At 69.6% G+C, this 15,913-nt stretch carries 16 protein-coding genes; 3 read left to right on the forward strand and 13 right to left on the reverse strand.

From position 1 onward, the window contains the following. Positions 1 to 6: 6 nt before the first annotated feature. On the forward strand, positions 7 to 1,179 hold the full coding sequence (locus tag AW274_RS06695; protein ID WP_062430225.1) for a cation:proton antiporter: 1,173 nt from the start codon (positions 7 to 9) through the stop codon (positions 1,177 to 1,179). A gap of 104 nt (positions 1,180 to 1,283) precedes the next feature. Here the strand turns inward: AW274_RS06695 and AW274_RS06700 are convergent, their stop codons facing one another. After that, complete coding sequence (locus AW274_RS06700; RefSeq protein WP_062430226.1) at positions 1,284 to 2,465, reverse strand: cytochrome P450; 1,182 nt, start codon at positions 2,463 to 2,465, stop codon at positions 1,284 to 1,286. A 37-nt stretch (positions 2,466 to 2,502) separates the two neighbouring features. Here AW274_RS06700 and AW274_RS06705 point away from each other — a divergent pair, with 37 nt between their 5' ends. Beyond that, complete coding sequence (locus tag AW274_RS06705) at positions 2,503 to 3,648, forward strand: NADH-quinone oxidoreductase subunit D (protein WP_062430227.1); 1,146 nt, start codon at positions 2,503 to 2,505, stop codon at positions 3,646 to 3,648. Here AW274_RS06705 and AW274_RS06710 read toward each other — a convergent pair whose 3' ends face one another. From AW274_RS06710 to dacB, 11 genes are all read right to left on the reverse strand, one after another. Beyond that, entirely contained in the window at positions 3,649 to 4,110 is a 462-nt protein-coding gene (locus tag AW274_RS06710) for a DUF3180 domain-containing protein (RefSeq protein ID WP_062430228.1), read from the reverse strand. A 10-nt stretch (positions 4,111 to 4,120) separates the two neighbouring features. After that, on the reverse strand, positions 4,121 to 4,621 hold the full coding sequence (gene folK / locus AW274_RS06715; RefSeq protein ID WP_062430229.1) for a 2-amino-4-hydroxy-6-hydroxymethyldihydropteridine diphosphokinase: 501 nt from the start codon (positions 4,619 to 4,621) through the stop codon (positions 4,121 to 4,123). Further along, positions 4,618 to 4,980: a dihydroneopterin aldolase gene (gene folB / locus AW274_RS06720; RefSeq protein WP_062430230.1), complete on the reverse strand. Its 363-nt coding sequence runs from the start codon at positions 4,978 to 4,980 to the stop codon at positions 4,618 to 4,620. Before folB ends, folK begins: the two co-directional genes overlap by 4 nt. 1,029 nt (positions 4,981 to 6,009) lie before the next feature. Next, a complete protein-coding gene (locus tag AW274_RS06725) occupies positions 6,010 to 6,453 on the reverse strand; it encodes a nuclear transport factor 2 family protein (protein ID WP_062430231.1) in 444 nt (147 codons plus the stop codon). Continuing rightward, entirely contained in the window at positions 6,440 to 7,297 is an 858-nt protein-coding gene (folP, locus tag AW274_RS06730; protein ID WP_062430232.1) for a dihydropteroate synthase, read from the reverse strand. Before folP ends, AW274_RS06725 begins: the two co-directional genes overlap by 14 nt. Positions 7,298 to 7,391: 94 nt before the next feature. Further along, positions 7,392 to 7,976, reverse strand: coding sequence for a GTP cyclohydrolase I FolE (folE, locus tag AW274_RS06735; RefSeq protein ID WP_062336906.1), 585 nt, complete (start codon positions 7,974 to 7,976; stop codon positions 7,392 to 7,394). Positions 7,977 to 7,981: 5 nt separating this feature from the next. Further along, positions 7,982 to 9,988: an ATP-dependent zinc metalloprotease FtsH gene (gene ftsH / locus AW274_RS06740; RefSeq protein WP_062430233.1), complete on the reverse strand. Its 2,007-nt coding sequence runs from the start codon at positions 9,986 to 9,988 to the stop codon at positions 7,982 to 7,984. Positions 9,989 to 10,248: 260 nt separating this feature from the next. Further along, positions 10,249 to 10,806 (reverse strand): hypoxanthine phosphoribosyltransferase, encoded by a 558-nt coding sequence (gene hpt / locus AW274_RS06745; protein ID WP_062336902.1) that lies wholly within the window; start codon positions 10,804 to 10,806, stop codon positions 10,249 to 10,251. Positions 10,807 to 10,817: 11 nt separating this feature from the next. Then, entirely contained in the window at positions 10,818 to 11,795 is a 978-nt protein-coding gene (tilS, locus tag AW274_RS06750) for a tRNA lysidine(34) synthetase TilS (RefSeq protein WP_062430234.1), read from the reverse strand. Then, positions 11,792 to 12,868, reverse strand: a complete 1,077-nt coding sequence (locus AW274_RS06755) for a zinc-dependent metalloprotease (RefSeq protein ID WP_198169076.1) — start codon at positions 12,866 to 12,868, stop codon at positions 11,792 to 11,794. Before AW274_RS06755 ends, tilS begins: the two co-directional genes overlap by 4 nt. A 23-nt stretch (positions 12,869 to 12,891) precedes the next feature. Further along, the gene (dacB, locus tag AW274_RS06760) at positions 12,892 to 14,274 is read right to left on the reverse strand and encodes a D-alanyl-D-alanine carboxypeptidase/D-alanyl-D-alanine endopeptidase (protein WP_063813304.1); all 1,383 of its coding nucleotides are present in this window, start codon (positions 14,272 to 14,274) and stop codon (positions 12,892 to 12,894) included. 83 nt (positions 14,275 to 14,357) lie between these two features. Here dacB and AW274_RS06765 point away from each other — a divergent pair, with 83 nt between their 5' ends. After that, the gene (locus tag AW274_RS06765) at positions 14,358 to 14,837 is read left to right on the forward strand and encodes an inorganic diphosphatase (protein ID WP_030452941.1); all 480 of its coding nucleotides are present in this window, start codon (positions 14,358 to 14,360) and stop codon (positions 14,835 to 14,837) included. Position 14,838: 1 nt separating this feature from the next. On the opposite strand, the gene AW274_RS41120 is transcribed toward AW274_RS06765, so the two are convergent. Then, positions 14,839 to 15,888: a C40 family peptidase gene (locus AW274_RS41120; protein ID WP_198169078.1), complete on the reverse strand. Its 1,050-nt coding sequence runs from the start codon at positions 15,886 to 15,888 to the stop codon at positions 14,839 to 14,841. Positions 15,889 to 15,913: the final 25 nt, after the last annotated feature.

Genomic DNA, 15,913 nt, shown 5'->3' on the forward strand with positions numbered 1-15,913 from the left:
AGACGGGTGCACCACACCGCGATACTTTTCCTCGAGCTCGGCGGGGTCATCCTCGCGCTCGGCATTCTTGGGGCCCTGGCCCTGCGTGTCGGCATCTCGCCGATCCCCCTCTATCTCGTCGCGGGCCTCGCCTTCGGCACGGGCGGCATCCTGCCCCTCGCGACCAGCGAGGAGTTCATCGCCACCGGCGCCGAACTCGGCGTGATCCTCCTGCTGCTCACCCTGGGCCTGGAGTACAACGCCGACGAGCTCATGACCAGCCTCAAGAGCAACGCCCCCAGCGGCCTGGTCGACCTGGTCCTCAACGCCGCCCCCGGCGTGATCGCCGCGCTGCTGCTCGGCTGGGGCCCGGTCGCGGCCGTCGCGATGGGCGGCGTCACCTACGCGACGTCGTCGGGCATCACCGCGAAGGTCCTGTCAGACCTGGGCTGGATCGGTAACCGCGAAACGCCGGTCGTGCTCTCACTGCTGGTGTTCGAAGACCTGACGATGGCGCTCTACCTGCCGATCCTGACCGCCCTGCTGGCCGGGGTGTCGCTGCTGAGCGGCGCGATCACGGTCGCGATCGCCCTGGCGACCGTGACGGTCGTCCTGGTCGTGGCGCTGAAGTTCGGCGACTGGATCGAGAAGTTCGTCGCCAGCCCCAACTCCGAGGTGCTGCTGCTGAAGGTCATCGGCCTGGCCATGCTGGTCGCCGGCCTCGCCCAGCAGCTCCAGGTCTCGGCGGCGGTCGGCGCGTTCCTGGTCGGCATCGCCCTGTCGGGCGAGTTGGCCCACGACGCGCGGGCGCTCCTGATGCCCATCAGAGACCTGTTCGCGGCCGTGTTCTTCGTGTTCTTCGGGTTGCAGACCGACCCGGCGAAGATCGTGCCGGTGTTGTGGCTGGCCGCGATCCTGGCCTTCGTCAGCATGGTCACCAAGCTCGCCACGGGCGCCTTCGCGGCCCGCCGGGCGGGCATCGGCCGGGCCGGCCGGGTCCGCGCCGGCATCGCGCTCATCCCCCGGGGCGAGTTCAACATCGTCATCGCGGGGCTGGCCGTGGCGGCCGGGGCCCATCCCGACCTGGGGCCGCTCGCCGCGGCCTACGTGCTGATCCTGGCGGCCTTCGGCCCGCTGGCGGCCCGATTGACGGCCCCGCTGGTGGCGGCCCTGACCAAGTCCACTCCGGCCCCGCACTGAGCACTCCCGTTGTCCACAGCCTGTGGACAACGGGAGCGTAGCGCCGGATACGGCGCTGACCGGAGACGGCGGTCGGCGCCGTGGTGGGCGGAGCCGTAACGGAATCAGCTTGTGGAGACCCGCAGTTCGGTGAGGCCGCGGATCACGTAGCCGGGCTTCCACGTCGGCTCCTCGACCAGGTCGACGCCGCGGTCGAGCAGGGCGCCGAACGACTCGATGAGCTCGATGCGGGCCAGCGGCGCGCCCAGGCAGAAGTGGATGCCCGCCCCGAACGAGATGTGTGGATTGTCGGTACGCCCGGCGTCGAAGCGGTCGGGTTCGGCGAACACCGACGGGTCGCGGTTGGCCGAGCCGAACAGCAGGGCCACCTCGCTGCCGCGCGGGATCGGGGTGCCGCCGACCTCGATGTCCTCCAGCACCCAGCGCTCGAACATCTGCAGCGGGGTGTCCCAGCGCATCATCTCCTCGACGGCGGTGGGCAGCAGCGACCGGTCCTCGCGGAGCCGCTGGAGCTCGGCGGGGTTGCGGAACAGCGACCACCAGCCGTTGCCGGTCACGTTGACCGTCGCCTCGTGCCCGGCGTTGAGCAGCAGCACGCAGGTGCCGATCAGCTCGTCCTCGGTGAGGCCGACCTGGGTCAGCGCGCTGATCAGGTCGTCGCCCGGGTTCCCGGCCCTGATCCGGGAGAGGTCGCGCAGGTAGGCGGCGAACTCCTCGGCCGCCCGCGCGGCGGTGTGCTGCGCTTCGAGCGACGGGTTGAGCTCGTACATGCCGCAGATGTCGGCCGACCACGGCCGCAGGTACTGGCGGTCCTGCTCGGGCACGCCCAGCATCTCGGCGATCACCGTCACCGGCAGCGGCTCGGCGACCTCGGCGATCAGGTCGCCGCCGCCCTTGGCGGCCAGCGCGTCGGCCAGCTCGGCCGCCATCACCTTGATCCGGGGCCGCAGCGCCTCGACCATGCGCGGCGTGAACGCCTTGGACACCAGCCGCCGCAGCCGCGTGTGGACGGGCGGCTCCACGTCGAGCATGCCCGCCCTGACGACCCGCCAGAACGGCTCCTGGAACTCCGGCTCCGGCTCGTGGCCGAAGACGGCGTGGTCGTCGAGGTGGAGATACGACCGCCCGAGCCGCCGATCCCGCAGCAGGGCGTTGACGTCCTCGTATCGCGGGATCAGATATTGGTCGGTCTTGTCGAAGTGGTGAACCGGCCCGTCGGCGCGAAGATCGGCGTAGACGTCGTAAGGATGGGCCACGAAATCCGGGTTCCAAGGGTCAAACCGCACATTTCACATGCTAGACGGGTCGTGACACGATGACACCATGAGCGAGATCGTGGTCGGCATGGGCGCGGGCGCCAAGGAACTCGCGACTGAGGACATGATCCTCAACATCGGCCCCCAGCACCCGTCGACCCACGGGGTGCTGCGGCTCCGCCTCACCCTCGACGGCGAACGTATCGGCACCGCCGAGCCGATCATCGGCTACATGCACCGAGGGGCCGAGAAACTCTTCGAGGTCCGCGACTACCGCCAGATCATCGTGCTGGCCAACCGCCACGACTGGCTCTCGGCCTTCGCCAACGAACTCGGCGTGGTCATCGCCGTCGAGCGCATGCTCGGCATGGAGGTCCCGGTCAGGGCCGTCTGGGCGCGCACCCTGCTGGCCGAGCTGAACCGGGTGCTGAACCACCTGATGTTCCTCGGCAGCTATCCCCTCGAACTGGGCGCCATCACCCCGGTCTTCTACGCCTTCCGCGAGCGCGAGACCCTCCAGGCGGTCATGGAGGAGATCTCCGGCGGCCGCATGCACTACATGTTCAACCGCGTCGGCGGCCTGAAGGAGGAACTCCCCGAGGGCTGGATGTCGCGCACCCGCCAGGCCGTCGCCGACGTGCGCCGCCGCCTGCCCGACATCGAGAACCTGATCGCCGGCAACGAGATCTTCCTGGCCCGCACCCGGGGAGTCGGCGTGCTGACCCCCGAGACGATCCGCCAGTACGGCGTCAGCGGCCCCATCGCCCGCGCCTCGGGCGTCGACTGGGACCTGCGGCGCGACGACCCCTACCTGGCCTACGGCGAGCTCCCGGTCAAGGTCGTGACCCGCGAGGCGGGCGACTGTCACGCCCGCTTCGAGGTCCTGCTCGACCAGGTCAAGGTCTCGCTCGACCTCGCCGACGCCTGCCTCGACCGGCTCGCCGACCTGCCGCCGGGCCCGATCAACCAGCGGCTCCCCAAGATCCTGAAGGTGCCCGAGGGCCACACCTACGCCTGGACGGAGAGCCCGCTCGGCATCAACGGCTACTACCTGGTCAGCCGGGGCGAGAAGACGCCGTGGCGGCTGAAGCTGCGCAGCGCCAGCTTCAACAACATCCAGGTCCTCCGCGAGATGCTGCCCGGCCACCTGGTGGCCGACATGGTCGCGATCCTCGGGTCGATGTTCTTCGTCGTGGGCGACATCGACAAGTGATCAGGCTGGCCGCTGGTTCTGGTTGTTCTTGTCGCCCGGGATCCGGCAGCAGAACTCCAGGAAGAGCGCCGCGCAGACCAGCAGGATGGCCGAGATCAGCGACCCCGCCGACACGAGGGCGTCCTGCCGGGGCCCGGGGATGTCGAACATCCCCAGGGTGTGGATGAAGAACCCGGCGAACACCCCCGCGAACGCCGCCCCCGCCAGAGCCGTCGCCTTGGCCAGCGCCGCGAGCCGCGCCACCACCAGCGGCTCGGGCGGCGTGGTGTCCTCTTTCCGCATGATCCGCCCGCGCGTCAGCCACCCCGTGTACGCCTCGCCGATCGCCAGCAGCAGGAACGTCGGGATGGCCGTCCAGGGCACCTGCGGCAGACTCGCGTAGGCGCCCTGCAGAAACGCCCAGGTCACGACGGCGAACACGACCACAACGCCGACGAGCACACCGGGATTGCTGGGCTTCACGACACGACTCCTAAAGCGGGGGTTCCAGCGACAGGTCGGCCCGGAGGCGTACGCCGCTCTGGTCGAGACCGGCCAGCAGCGCCGCCACCGACCCCCGCCCCGGCAACACCGCCGAAGCGTCGGCCTGCGCCCACGGCACCAGCACGAAGGCCCGCTCGTGCGCCCTCGGATGAGGCAGGGTCAGCTCGGCCTCGTCGGACATCAGACTGCCGATCATGATGATGTCGACGTCGAGCGTACGCGGCCCCCAGTGCTCCTTCCGCACCCGCCCGAACGCGTCCTCGACCCCGAGGGCGCGATCGAGCAGCGTGCGCGGGTCGAGCGAGCTCTCCGCGATCACCACGGCGTTCAGGAAGGCCCCCTGCGAGGGCCCGCCGACGGGATCGGTCTCGTAGACCGGCGACAGCGCCACGAACGCCATCCCGGGCGCGTCGAACAGCGCGTCGAGACCACTCTGCAGATAGTCCATCCGCTGCCCCAGGTTGGAGCCCAGCGAGAAGACGACCCTCACCGCGACCTCCTGACCGTCACCACCACGTCGTCGAACGGCAGCGGAATGGGAGCCGCCGGCTTGTGCACGCTCAGCTCGACGTCCTCCACCAGCTCATAACGCAGACAGACCTGGGCGAGCCGCTCCGCCAGCGTCTCGATGAGATCGACCGGCTCCCCCTCGACCACGGCGACCAGCTCGAGCGCCAGCGCCCCGTAGTCGACGGTCTTGGTCAGGTCGTCGGACGCGGCCGCCGGCCGCACATCGAGGAACAACGTCGCGTCGACGACGAACTCCTGCCCCAGCTCCCGTTCAGCGGGCAGGCACCCATGCCGCCCCCTCGCCCGAAGCCCTTTCAGGCTCACCGTATCGAGGCCCACGACACCTCCGCACCGATCTTCACCCGGGCGAGCTGCCCGAGATCACTTTCTACCGCCAACCGATTCCGACGACGACAACGCCCCCCGCCCAAACGCACATTCCACGAAACACCCCAAACCTCAACATCTTCGTGAGCCAGCCCTTGGGGGACCTCGTCGGATGCCGCAACCTCTGCCCCCACAAAGCCAACGTCTCGGAGTCGCACTGCCGTGGAACGGGGTGATCGAGCATCTGGGCCCCGCGCCGGAGCGCGGCGACACAACCGGCAGCGGAGAGGGCTACCTTGCCGCGCGCCAGCCGAGCCCACGTTCTTCGCAGTCGTACCCAGCTGAGACGCGCGCTGAAGGACGCTCAGCCGTGATCGCGCCCGTAATGGCCCGCACCGGCCGATCGTGCCCGGTTGGGACCAGCTGATATCGAGTTCGGAAATAAACCCCGGCCGAGGTCGCGCTCCGCAGAAACTCGCGCCCGGCCGAGGCGGCGCTCCGCAAGAACCCGCGCATGGCCGAGGTCGCGCTCCGCAGAAACTCGCGCCCGGCCGAGGCGGCGCTCCGCAAGAACCCGCGCATGGCCGAGGTCACGCTCCGCAGAACCCCACGCCCGGCCGAGGCGGCGCTCCGCAACAGCCCACGCCCAGCTGAAATGCGTCCTGCATAGCCGACTGCTGGCTGCCTCTCGCCCTCTGACAGTCCACACCCAAAACGCGATGTCGCCCTCCGACGACCCACGCCCGAACGCGATCTCGCCATCTAGAACCTCGCGCGCCGCCCTAGATGCCGCCCTGCGTTGGCTCGCGCCCAGATCAGAGCGCCCATGTGGTAACTCTGCGGCTGGGCGCTCGGCGAGGGACGCCGCTGGTGGATCACCGCCGTGTGCTCAGCCGTGAGGCATCCTCGACCACGATCTGGCTCTGTGGTGGCTTGCACTCGGGTAAGACGCGCTCCAAGGTTGCCAGCATCAGACGCCGCCCTCCGGTGGCCCGCCCCGGTGCTCTCAGTGGGTGAGGCTGCGGAAGAGTGCCGCTTGGGTCAGGGAGTCTCTTCCTCTTCCTCGTCGTCGTCGCCCGTCTGCAGCACAGGGGACCCGTGATGGTGCCACAGGCGCCAGCCGCCCGCCGTCTTCACGAACGTGTTGGTGGCCACCACCCGCCCGGCGGCGAACCCCGTGTCTCCCGTGTCTTCGGCGTCGGCCGCCGTGAGGATGTTCTCGGCGCAGGTCAGCACCGCGACATTCCCTAAAACCGTCGTCTGCACGTCAGTCAGCACGAACTGGATGTAGGGCGTATTCGCCATGATCAGTGCCCACGACCGCAGCACCTCGCCACGACCGGACAACATCGGCCACCCCGGATGGACGCACATCGCCACCAGGTGGTCAGGCACGTCCTCCACCCAGATCTCCGACATGCGATCCAGGTCGGCGCTTTCGATCGCGGCGTAAAAGGCCTGGTTGAGGTCTTCAACCTCTTTCATCGGCTGCCCTCCACGCCGCGGCAACCCGTACGGCGTCGGCGTTGGGTCGGACGTCGTGGACGCGTACGCACCAGGCGCCGTCTCGGGCGGCCAGCGCGGTGACCGCCAGGGTCGCGTCGTCGTTCTCGGCGAACGGGCGGGGTTCGCCGTCGGGACCGGCCAGCAGCCGGCCCAGGAAGCGCTTGCGGGACGCCCCGATGATCAGGGGACGGCCCAGCTCCCGGAGCCGGTCGAGACCGGCCAGGAGCGCCCAGTTGTGGTCGGCCTGCTTGGAGAACCCCAGGCCGGGGTCGAGGATCAGCTGCTCCTCGCGGACGCCCTCGGCGAGCACCGAGTCGACGCGCTTGCGCAGCTCCTCGCTCACCTCGGTGACCACATCGCTGTAGATCGCCCGGCTCTCCATGTCTCTGCTGTGGCCGCGCCAGTGCATCACCACGTAGGCCACGCCGGAGGCGGCCACCACGCGGGGCATCTCGGGGTCGGCCAGGCCGCCGCTCACGTCGTTGACCAGCCGGGCCCCGGCGGCCACGGCCACCTCGGCGACCTCGGCGCGCATGGTGTCGACGCTGACGGCGACGCCCTCGGCGGACAGGGCGCGGATCACCGGCTCGACCCGGCGCAGCTCCTCGTCGAGGGAGACCCGGGCGGCCCCGGGACGGGTCGACTCGCCGCCCACGTCGACGATGTCGGCGCCCTGCTCGACCAGCGCCAGGCCGTGGGCGATGGCGATCTCGGGGTCGAACCAGCGGCCGCCGTCGGAGAAGGAGTCGGGGGTGACGTTGACCACGCCCATGACGAGGCAGCGCCCGGCGTCGGGCAGCCCCGGCACGGTGAACGCGCTCATCAACGGCTCCTCATGTGGTCGATCGGGATCAAGCCTAGGCGTTCCGGCATCACGATCCGCCGCCCGGGGGCCACCTGTGGATAACGATCGAAAACTAGCGGCCGATGATCAGGGACATCGCCTCGGCGCGGGTCTTGTCGTCTTCGCGGAAGATGCCGCGGACCGCCGAGGTGATCGTCTTGGCGCCCGGTTTGCGGACGCCCCGCATGGTCATGCACATGTGCTCGGCCTCGATGACCACGATCGCGCCCCGGGGCTTCAGGACCTCCATGAGGGCGTCGGCGACCTGGGAGGTCAGCCGCTCCTGGACCTGGGGCCTGCGGGCGTAGAGGTCGGCCAGCCGGGCCAGCTTCGACAGGCCCGTCACCTGGCCCTTGTCGTTGGGGATGTAGCCGATGTGGGCCACCCCGTGGAAGGGCACCAGGTGGTGTTCGCACGTGGAGTAGATCTCGATGTCGCGCACCAGGACCATCTCGTCGTGGTCGGCGTCGAACACCGTCGTGAGCACGTCTTCCGGCTTCTGCCCGAGCCCCGCGAACTGCTCCGCGTAGGCTCGGGCGACGCGCGCCGGAGTCTCGACCAGGCCCTCACGGCCCGGATCTTCGCCGATCGCGATCAGAATCTCGCGTACGGCCGCTTCGATCCGGGCGTTGTCGACCTGGAGAGGCTTGCCAACCACTGTTCTTACGCCTCGTCCTTTTGGGGTGCGGGCTGCGCCACGGGCGAGCCGTTGCCGGAGGCGATGGCGGGGGCGCCGTGACCGTTGGCCGCGGCGACCTCCTTGGGCGTGATGACCGGAGGACGGTCGGAGGGCAGCCGCTTGCCGTAACCGGCGTAGGACGGCCGCTTCTCCCTGACCACGATCGGGCTGAAGATCTCCAGCACCTGCTCGCGGGACAGGGTCTCCTTCTCCATCAGCTCCAGGACCAGGTTGTCGAGCACGTCACGGTATTCGACCAGGATCTCCCAGGCCGCGTCGTGTGCCGACTCGATCAGGCGGCGGACCTCGTCGTCGATGGACGACGCGATCTGCTCGGAGTAGTCGCGCTCGTGGCCCATCTCGCGGCCGAGGAAGACCTCGCCGTTGCCGGAGCCGAACTTGCGGGCGCCGAGCTTCTCGCTCATGCCGTATTCGGTGACCATGCGGCGGGCGATGGAGGTCGCCTTCTCGATGTCGTTGGAGGCGCCGGTCGTGGGCTCGTGGAAGACGAGCTCCTCGGCCGTGCGGCCGCCCAGCAGCATCGCGAGCTGGTCGTTCATCTCGGAGCGGGTGGCCAGGAACTTGTCTTCCATCGGCAGCGTCATCGTGTAACCGAGGGCGCGGCCGCGCGACAGGATCGTGATCTTGTGGACCGGGTCGGAGTTGGGCAGCGCGTGGGCCACCAGGGCGTGGCCGCCCTCGTGGTACGCGATGATCTTCTTCTCCTGGTCGGACATGACCCGCGACTTGCGCTCGGGGCCCGCCATCACGCGGTCGATCGACTCTTCGAGGATCTCCATCGTGATGAGCTTCTTGTCCTGGCGGGCGGTCAGCAGCGCCGCCTCGTTGATCACGTTGGCCAGGTCGGCGCCGGTGAAGCCCGGGGTCCGGCGGGCGATGACGTCGAGGTCGACGGTGTCGTCGAACGGCTTGCCGCGGCCGTGGACCTTGAGAATGCCCTTGCGGCCCTCGAGGTCGGGACGGTCGACGGTGACCTGCCGGTCGAACCGGCCGGGACGCAGCAGCGCGGGGTCGAGGATGTCGGGCCGGTTCGTCGCGGCGATGAGGATCACGCCGCCCTTGACGTCGAAGCCGTCCATCTCGACGAGGAGCTGGTTCAGCGTCTGCTCGCGCTCGTCGTGACCACCGCCGAGGCCCGCGCCCCGGTGACGGCCGACGGCGTCGATCTCGTCGATGAAGATGATGGCGGGGGCGTTGGCCTTGGCCTGCTCGAACAGGTCGCGGACGCGGCTCGCGCCGACACCCACGAACATCTCGACGAAGTCGGAGCCGGAGATCGAGTAGAACGGCACCCCGGCCTCGCCGGCGACGGCCCTGGCGAGCAGGGTCTTACCGGTTCCGGGCGGGCCGTAGAGCAGGACGCCCTTGGGGATCTTCGCGCCGATGGCCTGGAACTTGGCTGGGGCCTGCAGGAACTCCTTGATCTCGTGGAGTTCCTCGATGGCCTCGTCGGCGCCGGCCACGTCGGCGAAGGTGGTCTTCGGCGTGTCCTTGGTGATGAGCTTGGCCTTCGACTTGCCGAAGTTCATCACCCGGGAGCCGCCGCCCTGCATCTGGTTCAGGAAGAACAAGAAGAAGAGCACGATCAGAATGATCGGCAGGAAACTCAACAGCAGGGTGACGAAGAAGTTCTCCTTGGGAACCTCGACCGTCCACCCGTTCTTGGGGTTAGCCTTCGCGAGCGCCTCGGTGATCTGGACGCCCTGACCGGTCACCCAGGAGGCCTGGATGCGGTCGGTCGACTTGCCGCCGACCTGAATGGGCTTGGCCAGCGTCACCGCGGCGACCTGGTCTCTGTCGGTCACCTTGGCGCTGACCACATTGCCGCTGTTGATCTGCTGGAGAACAGTGGAGGTGTCGGCGGTGGTGTAATTGCCGCCGGTGTTCATCAACGTCGTGACGAGCAGCAGAAGCACGACGATGCCCAGGATCCACAGCAGTGGCCCACGTGTAAATCGCTTGAGATCCATCCGATGCGGAACCCCGGCGGGCCCGTCCCTTCCTGACCAAGGCCTGGCCCCCTTTGGGTAAAGGGGGTCGCGGCACCCTTTGCCGCTGCTTCTGACTACCCGGGGCCGCCCCCGGGTTATCAGAAGGTACACCGAGCCGCCGGTGAGGGTCACCGCCCGGCAGGCTCGGGCATTGCTCATCCAACGTACGTCAGGGACAGGCGTGTTCCCTTCGCGGAGAGCAAATATCAAGCTCCCGGAGGGGCCACTTCGCTCAGGGCTTATTCGCCGCCATAGACATGTGGCGCGAGAGTGCCGATGAATGGGAGGTTTCGATAGCGCTCGGCGTAGTCGAGCCCGTAGCCGATGACGAACTCGTTGGGGATGTCGAAACCCACATATTTGACGTCGAGGGGAACCTTCACCGCGTCGGGCTTGCGGAGCAGGGTGCAGATCTCGACGGACGCCGGGTTGCGCGACTGAAGGTTGTTGAGCAGCCACGACAGGGTCAGGCCCGAGTCGATGATGTCCTCGACGACCAGCACGTGACGGCCGGCGATGTCGGTGTCGAGGTCTTTCAGCACCCGCACCACGCCCGACGACTTGGTGCCGGCGCCGTAGGACGACACCGCCATCCAGTCCATCTGGACGGGCACGTGGAGCGCGCGGGCGAGGTCGGCCATCACCATGACGGCGCCCTTCAACACCCCGACGATCAGCAGTTCGTGGCCCGCGTAGTCGGCGTCGATCTTCCCGGCGAGTTCCCTGATCTTGGTCTGGAGCTCTTCCTCGGAGATGAGGACCCTGGACAGGTCTCTGCCCATGTCGGCTGCGTCCACCTGCGAATTCCTTACGAGAGGGAGCTGGTGAACATCAGCCTGCCATATCGGCGAACCACACCCACCCCTCCGGGTAGGTCCACCCCCTTCTGCCCCGTCCAGCCGGTGATCAGCCGCTCGGCCTCCTCGATGTGCACGGCCGCGAGGGCCGAGGGCGGCGACCCGGCGGCGACGGCGGCCCGGTGGATCACCCGGCGGCGTACGGCCGCGGGCAGTTCGGCGAGCAGGGCGGTCGACAGGCCGGTGTTGAGGTCTCTGGCCTCGGCGTAGACCCGGTCGGCCCAGTCGTCGAGGGCGTCGGCGTCGTCGCGGCAGAGCCGCGCGGTTCGGGCGAGCGCGTCGGCGATGCCGGGGCCGAGCTCCGACTCCAGAAGGGGCAGCAAGGTTTGCCGTACCTTGACCCGCGTGAAGCGCGGGTCGTCGTTGTGGGGGTCGTGCCAGGGGCTCAGGCCGAGTGCCGCGCAGGCTTCTTCGGTTCTTGTACGACTGACGCCCAGCAATGGCCGGCGGTAGACGCCCGACACCGCGGCCATGCCCGACAGGGAGCGCGAACCGCTGCCCCTGGCCAGCCGCAGCAGCACGGTCTCGGCCTGGTCGTCGCGGGTGTGGCCGAGCAGGATCACCGCCTCCAGACGGGCCGCCGTCTCGTCGAGGGCGGCGTAGCGGGCGATGCGCGCCGCCGCTTCGGGCCCGCCCAGGGTGCCGACCTGGACCGTGACGGCCTCGCCGAAGGACAGGCCGAGGCCGGGCGCCAGACGTACCAGGTCATCGGCTCTTGAGCGGGAACCGGGCTGCAGGCCGTGGTCGACGGTGACCAGCCCGGCGCGCAGGCCCAGGCGCGGCGCGACGAAGCCGAGGCAGGCGGCCAGCGCCAGGGAGTCGGCGCCGCCGCTGCAGGCGGCGAGCACCAGACGGCCCGGGCCGAGGTCGGAGAGCGATTCGCGGATCGCGCGGCGGACGTCGGCGACCGCCGGATGAGGACCCATCAGGCGGACTTGTGATCAGGCTCCAGCGCGTTGGTGACCAGGACCCGGCGCATCCACGCGTGGGGATCGGAGATCTCCTGGCGGGTGGGCAGGGTCTCCGGGGAGGTCCAGACCCGGTTGAAGCCGTCCATGCCGGCCTCTTCGACCACGGTGGTCACGAAGCTGGAGCCTTCGGCGTACTGCTTCATCTTGAGGTCGACGCCGAGCAGGCGGCGGATCACCTGGTCGACGCGGGAGCCGCCGGAGCGGCGCTGCTGGAACTTGGCCCGGATCTCGGCCACCGAGGGCACCACGCTGGGGCCGACGGCGTCCATCACGTAGTCGCCGTGGCCCTCGACCAGGGTCATCACGGCGGTCACCCGGTCGAGCACGGCCTTCTGCTCGGGGGTCTGGATGGCCTCGATGAGGTTGCCGTCGCCGCCGCGGAAGGCGTCGGCGACCGCGTCGGTGACGTCGCGCATGCGGTCGAGGAGGGTCGACAGGTCCATGTCGGAGATCGTGAGGAACTCCTTCATCTGGGCCTGGAGGTATTCGCGCAACCACGGGACGCCGGTGAACTGGACCCGGTGGGTCTCCTCGTGGAGACAGACCCAGAGGCGGAAGTCGCGCGGGTCGACGCGCAGCTCGCGCTCGGTGTTGACGATGTTGGGGGCCACCAGGGTGAGGCGGCCGGTCGGGGCGTTGCCGTCGGGGTCGGGCGGCAGGAACAGTTCGTACTGCCCGAGGACCCGGCTGGCCAGGAAGGCCAGGACGGCCCCGACCTCGACGCCGGTGATGCGGGACCCGACGGCGCTCACGATGGCCGGCATGGTGCCGACCTTCTCCGACAGGGGTTCGAGGACGACCTTGAACCCTTCGACGTTGGCCCGGATCCAGCCGGGACGGTCGACGACGGTGGCCTCCTCTGGAGGCGCCGAGTCGATCCCGGTGAACTCCTTGACGTGGACCTCGGCCTCGCGCGACAGGCGCCGAAGCTCGCTGACGGCCTGTCTGGCCTCTTCACGACTCACCTGTGGCCCCGGGCGGACGAGCCGGACTCCGGTAGCGACGGCGAGATCCCAGTCGATCACCTGCATGTTCACCACCGTATGTCGTCGGTTCAGGCGGCGCGCGAGACCAGGGTCGCCAGCCGGTCGAGCGCCTTGACGGTCTTGCCGGGGTCGGTGACGCCGTTGGCCATGAACGCGAAGCTCAGCAGCCGTCCGTCGGCGGTGTGGACCAGGCCCGTCAGTGTGTTCACTCCGTCGAGCGTGCCCGTCTTGGCCCGGACCAATCCGGCCCCGGCCTTCGAGTCGGCCTCGCCGTAGCGGCCGTGGAGGGTGCCGGTGAAGCCCGCGACGGGCATTCCGCTGATCAGCGAGTGGAGGTTCGGGTGTTGCGGAGAGGCGCCCAGCGCGACGAGTTTCGCCAGCGCCGCCGGGGTGATCTTGTTGGCGGTCGACAGGCCGCTGCCGTCGTGGACCTCGACGCCCTGGGTGACCCCGAGGCGGGCCAGCACGGCCCGGTAGGCCTTGGCCTGGCCGGCGTAGGTGTGGGGCTGCTTCTCGGCGATGGCGACGTGGCGGCCGAGGGCCTCGGCCAGGTCGTTGTCGCTCTCGGTCAGCATGCGCTCGACCAGGGCGTAGACCGGGGCCGACTCGACCCGGGCCAGTTCCTGGCCGGGCTGCGCGGCCTTGCCGGGCTTGATCGTCTTGCCCACCTTGACGCCGTACTTGGCGAGCAGGTCGCCGAACGCCTGGGCCGCGTCGGCCGGCGGGTTGGCCGAGCGGGGGGCGTCGTTGCGGGGCACCACGCGGCCCTCGTCGATGGCCAGCGCGGTCACCGGGGAGGCGCTGCCCTCGGGCACGTACGTCGGCTTCCAGCCGGGGGCGGTCACCGGGCCCTGGAACAGCGAGGCGTCGTAGGAGAGCGTGACCGACTTCACTCCGGCGGCCTTCAGCGCCTTGGCGGTGCGGGAGGCGAGGGTCTGGAGGCTGGCCGCCCTCGGATAGTGGTCGCGGGGGTCGGCCTTGGGCCCGGCGAGGGTCGGATCGCCGCCGCCGACCAGAACGATCTTGCCGGGGGCGGTCTGCACGACCGTGGTGGCGAACGTCACATCGGCGCCGATCGAGGCGAGCGCCGCGGCGCCGGTGACCACTTTGGTGGTGGACGCCGGGGTCAGCGCGGTGGTCGAGCCCTCATCGAACAGCGTTTGCCCGGTTTCCGTGTCGATGACGGTACCTGCGACCTTGCCCCCGATTCCCGGGTCACCCATGGCGTCACGGAGCAGGGTGGTCAAAGTACTCTTAGCCGGGAGAGGGCCGTCGAGCGCGGCGACCAGAACAGGCGGTGCCGTGACGATCGGTGTGGGGGCCGGTTTGGGGGCCGCGGCCTGTATCGGATTCCGCTCGCTGCCGTTGACCACGAGGTAGACGCCCGCGGCGATGACGAACATCTGAAGCAGCGCGAGGGTGGCGACAACCACCCAACGCTCGCGTCGCACCACGTGACCTCTCCCTAGTTACGCCTACGAGACACTAACGCCACTCCGGGACCACTCGGATGGCTTGAGCGGAGGAAATGGCAGTGGAGTTCGACGTTGTCGTTGAGATACCCAAAGGGCAACGCAACAAATATGAGGTGGATCATGAGACTGGCCGCATCCGGCTCGACCGGATGCTCTTCACGTCCACTCAGTACCCTGCCGACTACGGCTTCATCGAGAACACCCTCGGCGAGGACGGCGACCCCCTCGACGCCCTCGTCCTTCTCCAGGAACCGACCTTCCCCGGGTGTCTCATCCGCTGTCGCGCCGTCGGCATGTTCCGCATGACCGACGAGAAGGGCGGCGACGACAAGGTCCTCTGCGTCCCCTCACGCGACCCCCGCCAGGAGCACATCCGCGACATCCACCATGTCCCGGAGTTCGACCGGCTGGAGATCCAGCACTTCTTCGAGGTCTACAAGGACCTCGAGCCCGGCAAGTCCGTCGAGGGCGCCAACTGGGTCGGCCGGACCGAGGCCGAGGCCGAGATCGAGCGCTCCTACAAGCGCGCCAAGCACTGACTCAGCCCGGTCTCGTGGCGCCGACGTAGTCGGGCCGCCACATCGACGCGATGCGGACCACGTCTCCCGTCTGGGGGGCGTGGACCATCAGGCCGCGTCCGATGAACATGCCGACGTGGTGGATCGGGTCGCCGAAGAAGACGAGGTCGCCGGGGCGCAGGTCGGCTGATTCGACGTGCGGCCCGGCGGTCCACTGCGTGCCGGTCCAGTGGTCGAGCGGCACGCCGGCCCGTTCCCAGGCCCGCATCGTCAGCCCCGAGCAGTCGAAGCTCTCGGGGCCGTCGGCCGCCCACACGTAGGGTTTGCCGAGCTGGGCCAGCGCCCAGCGGGCCGCCTCGCCGCCCGCTCCCCCGGCGGTGAGCGCCCAGCCGGGCGCCGCCGGACCGGCCCCCATACGGAACCTGGCCAGGTCGAGGCGCTCCTCGATCTCCCGCTGCTCCTCGCGCAGGTCCCTGGTCTCCGCCAGCTGCGTCTTCACGGCCTCCTCCGCGGCCGTCTTGAGACGCTCCGCCTCGGCCGCGGCCCGGTGGGCCTCGTCGAGCACGTCGGCGGCCTGGTTCTGCAGGATCCGCAGCACCTCGCGGCTGTCGTCGAGGCGGTCGAGGACGGCCGCGCGCTCGTCGCCGATCTGGGTGACCAGGCTGGCCCGGCGCATCAGCGCGTCGGGGGCGCCCGGCAGGGCCATCATCGGGTTGGCCAGGTCGACCCCGTAGGCGTCGGCGGCCAGGGCCGCGGCCCGGCTCCTGGCCTCCTCGACGGTCTGCTCCGCCGCCAGCAGGTCGGCGGTGACCTCGGCGTGCTCGGCCTCGGCCCGCCGCACCGTGACCAGCTCGCCGTTGTACGCCTCCACAAGGCGCTCGGCGTCTCTGACGAGCACGCGGCGGCGCTCCTTGGCCCGCGCCAGCTTCACCTGGTTGCGGGCCAGCTCCTGAACCTGCGCGGAGATCGTGTCGCGGGGGCCGGGGGTCGCCGCGGCCTCTCCCGGCGCCCCGGCCAGCAGCCCGGCGACGATGAGCGCCGCGGGCAGCGCCCTCGACCTGCGATTCGACATGCGCAGGCCCATTCCCGCAGGTCAC

Origin of the sequence: Herbidospora daliensis (genome assembly GCF_001570585.1) — a bacterium.
GTDB lineage: Bacteria > Actinomycetota > Actinomycetes > Streptosporangiales > Streptosporangiaceae > Herbidospora > Herbidospora daliensis.

Excerpts from the sequence above, each read along its gene's own strand:
- AW274_RS06705 (WP_062430227.1), top strand. The coding sequence starts at position 2,503 with ATGAGCGAGATCGTGGTCGGCATGGGCGCGGGCGCCAAGGAACTCGCG.
- AW274_RS06725 (WP_062430231.1), bottom strand. The coding sequence starts at position 6,453 with ATGAAAGAGGTTGAAGACCTCAACCAGGCCTTTTACGCCGCGATCGAA.
- folP (WP_062430232.1), bottom strand. The coding sequence starts at position 7,297 with ATGAGCGCGTTCACCGTGCCGGGGCTGCCCGACGCCGGGCGCTGCCTC.
- ftsH (WP_062430233.1), bottom strand. The coding sequence starts at position 9,988 with ATGGATCTCAAGCGATTTACACGTGGGCCACTGCTGTGGATCCTGGGC.
- AW274_RS06755 (WP_198169076.1), bottom strand. The coding sequence starts at position 12,868 with ATGCAGGTGATCGACTGGGATCTCGCCGTCGCTACCGGAGTCCGGCTC.
- AW274_RS41120 (WP_198169078.1), bottom strand. The coding sequence starts at position 15,888 with ATGTCGAATCGCAGGTCGAGGGCGCTGCCCGCGGCGCTCATCGTCGCC.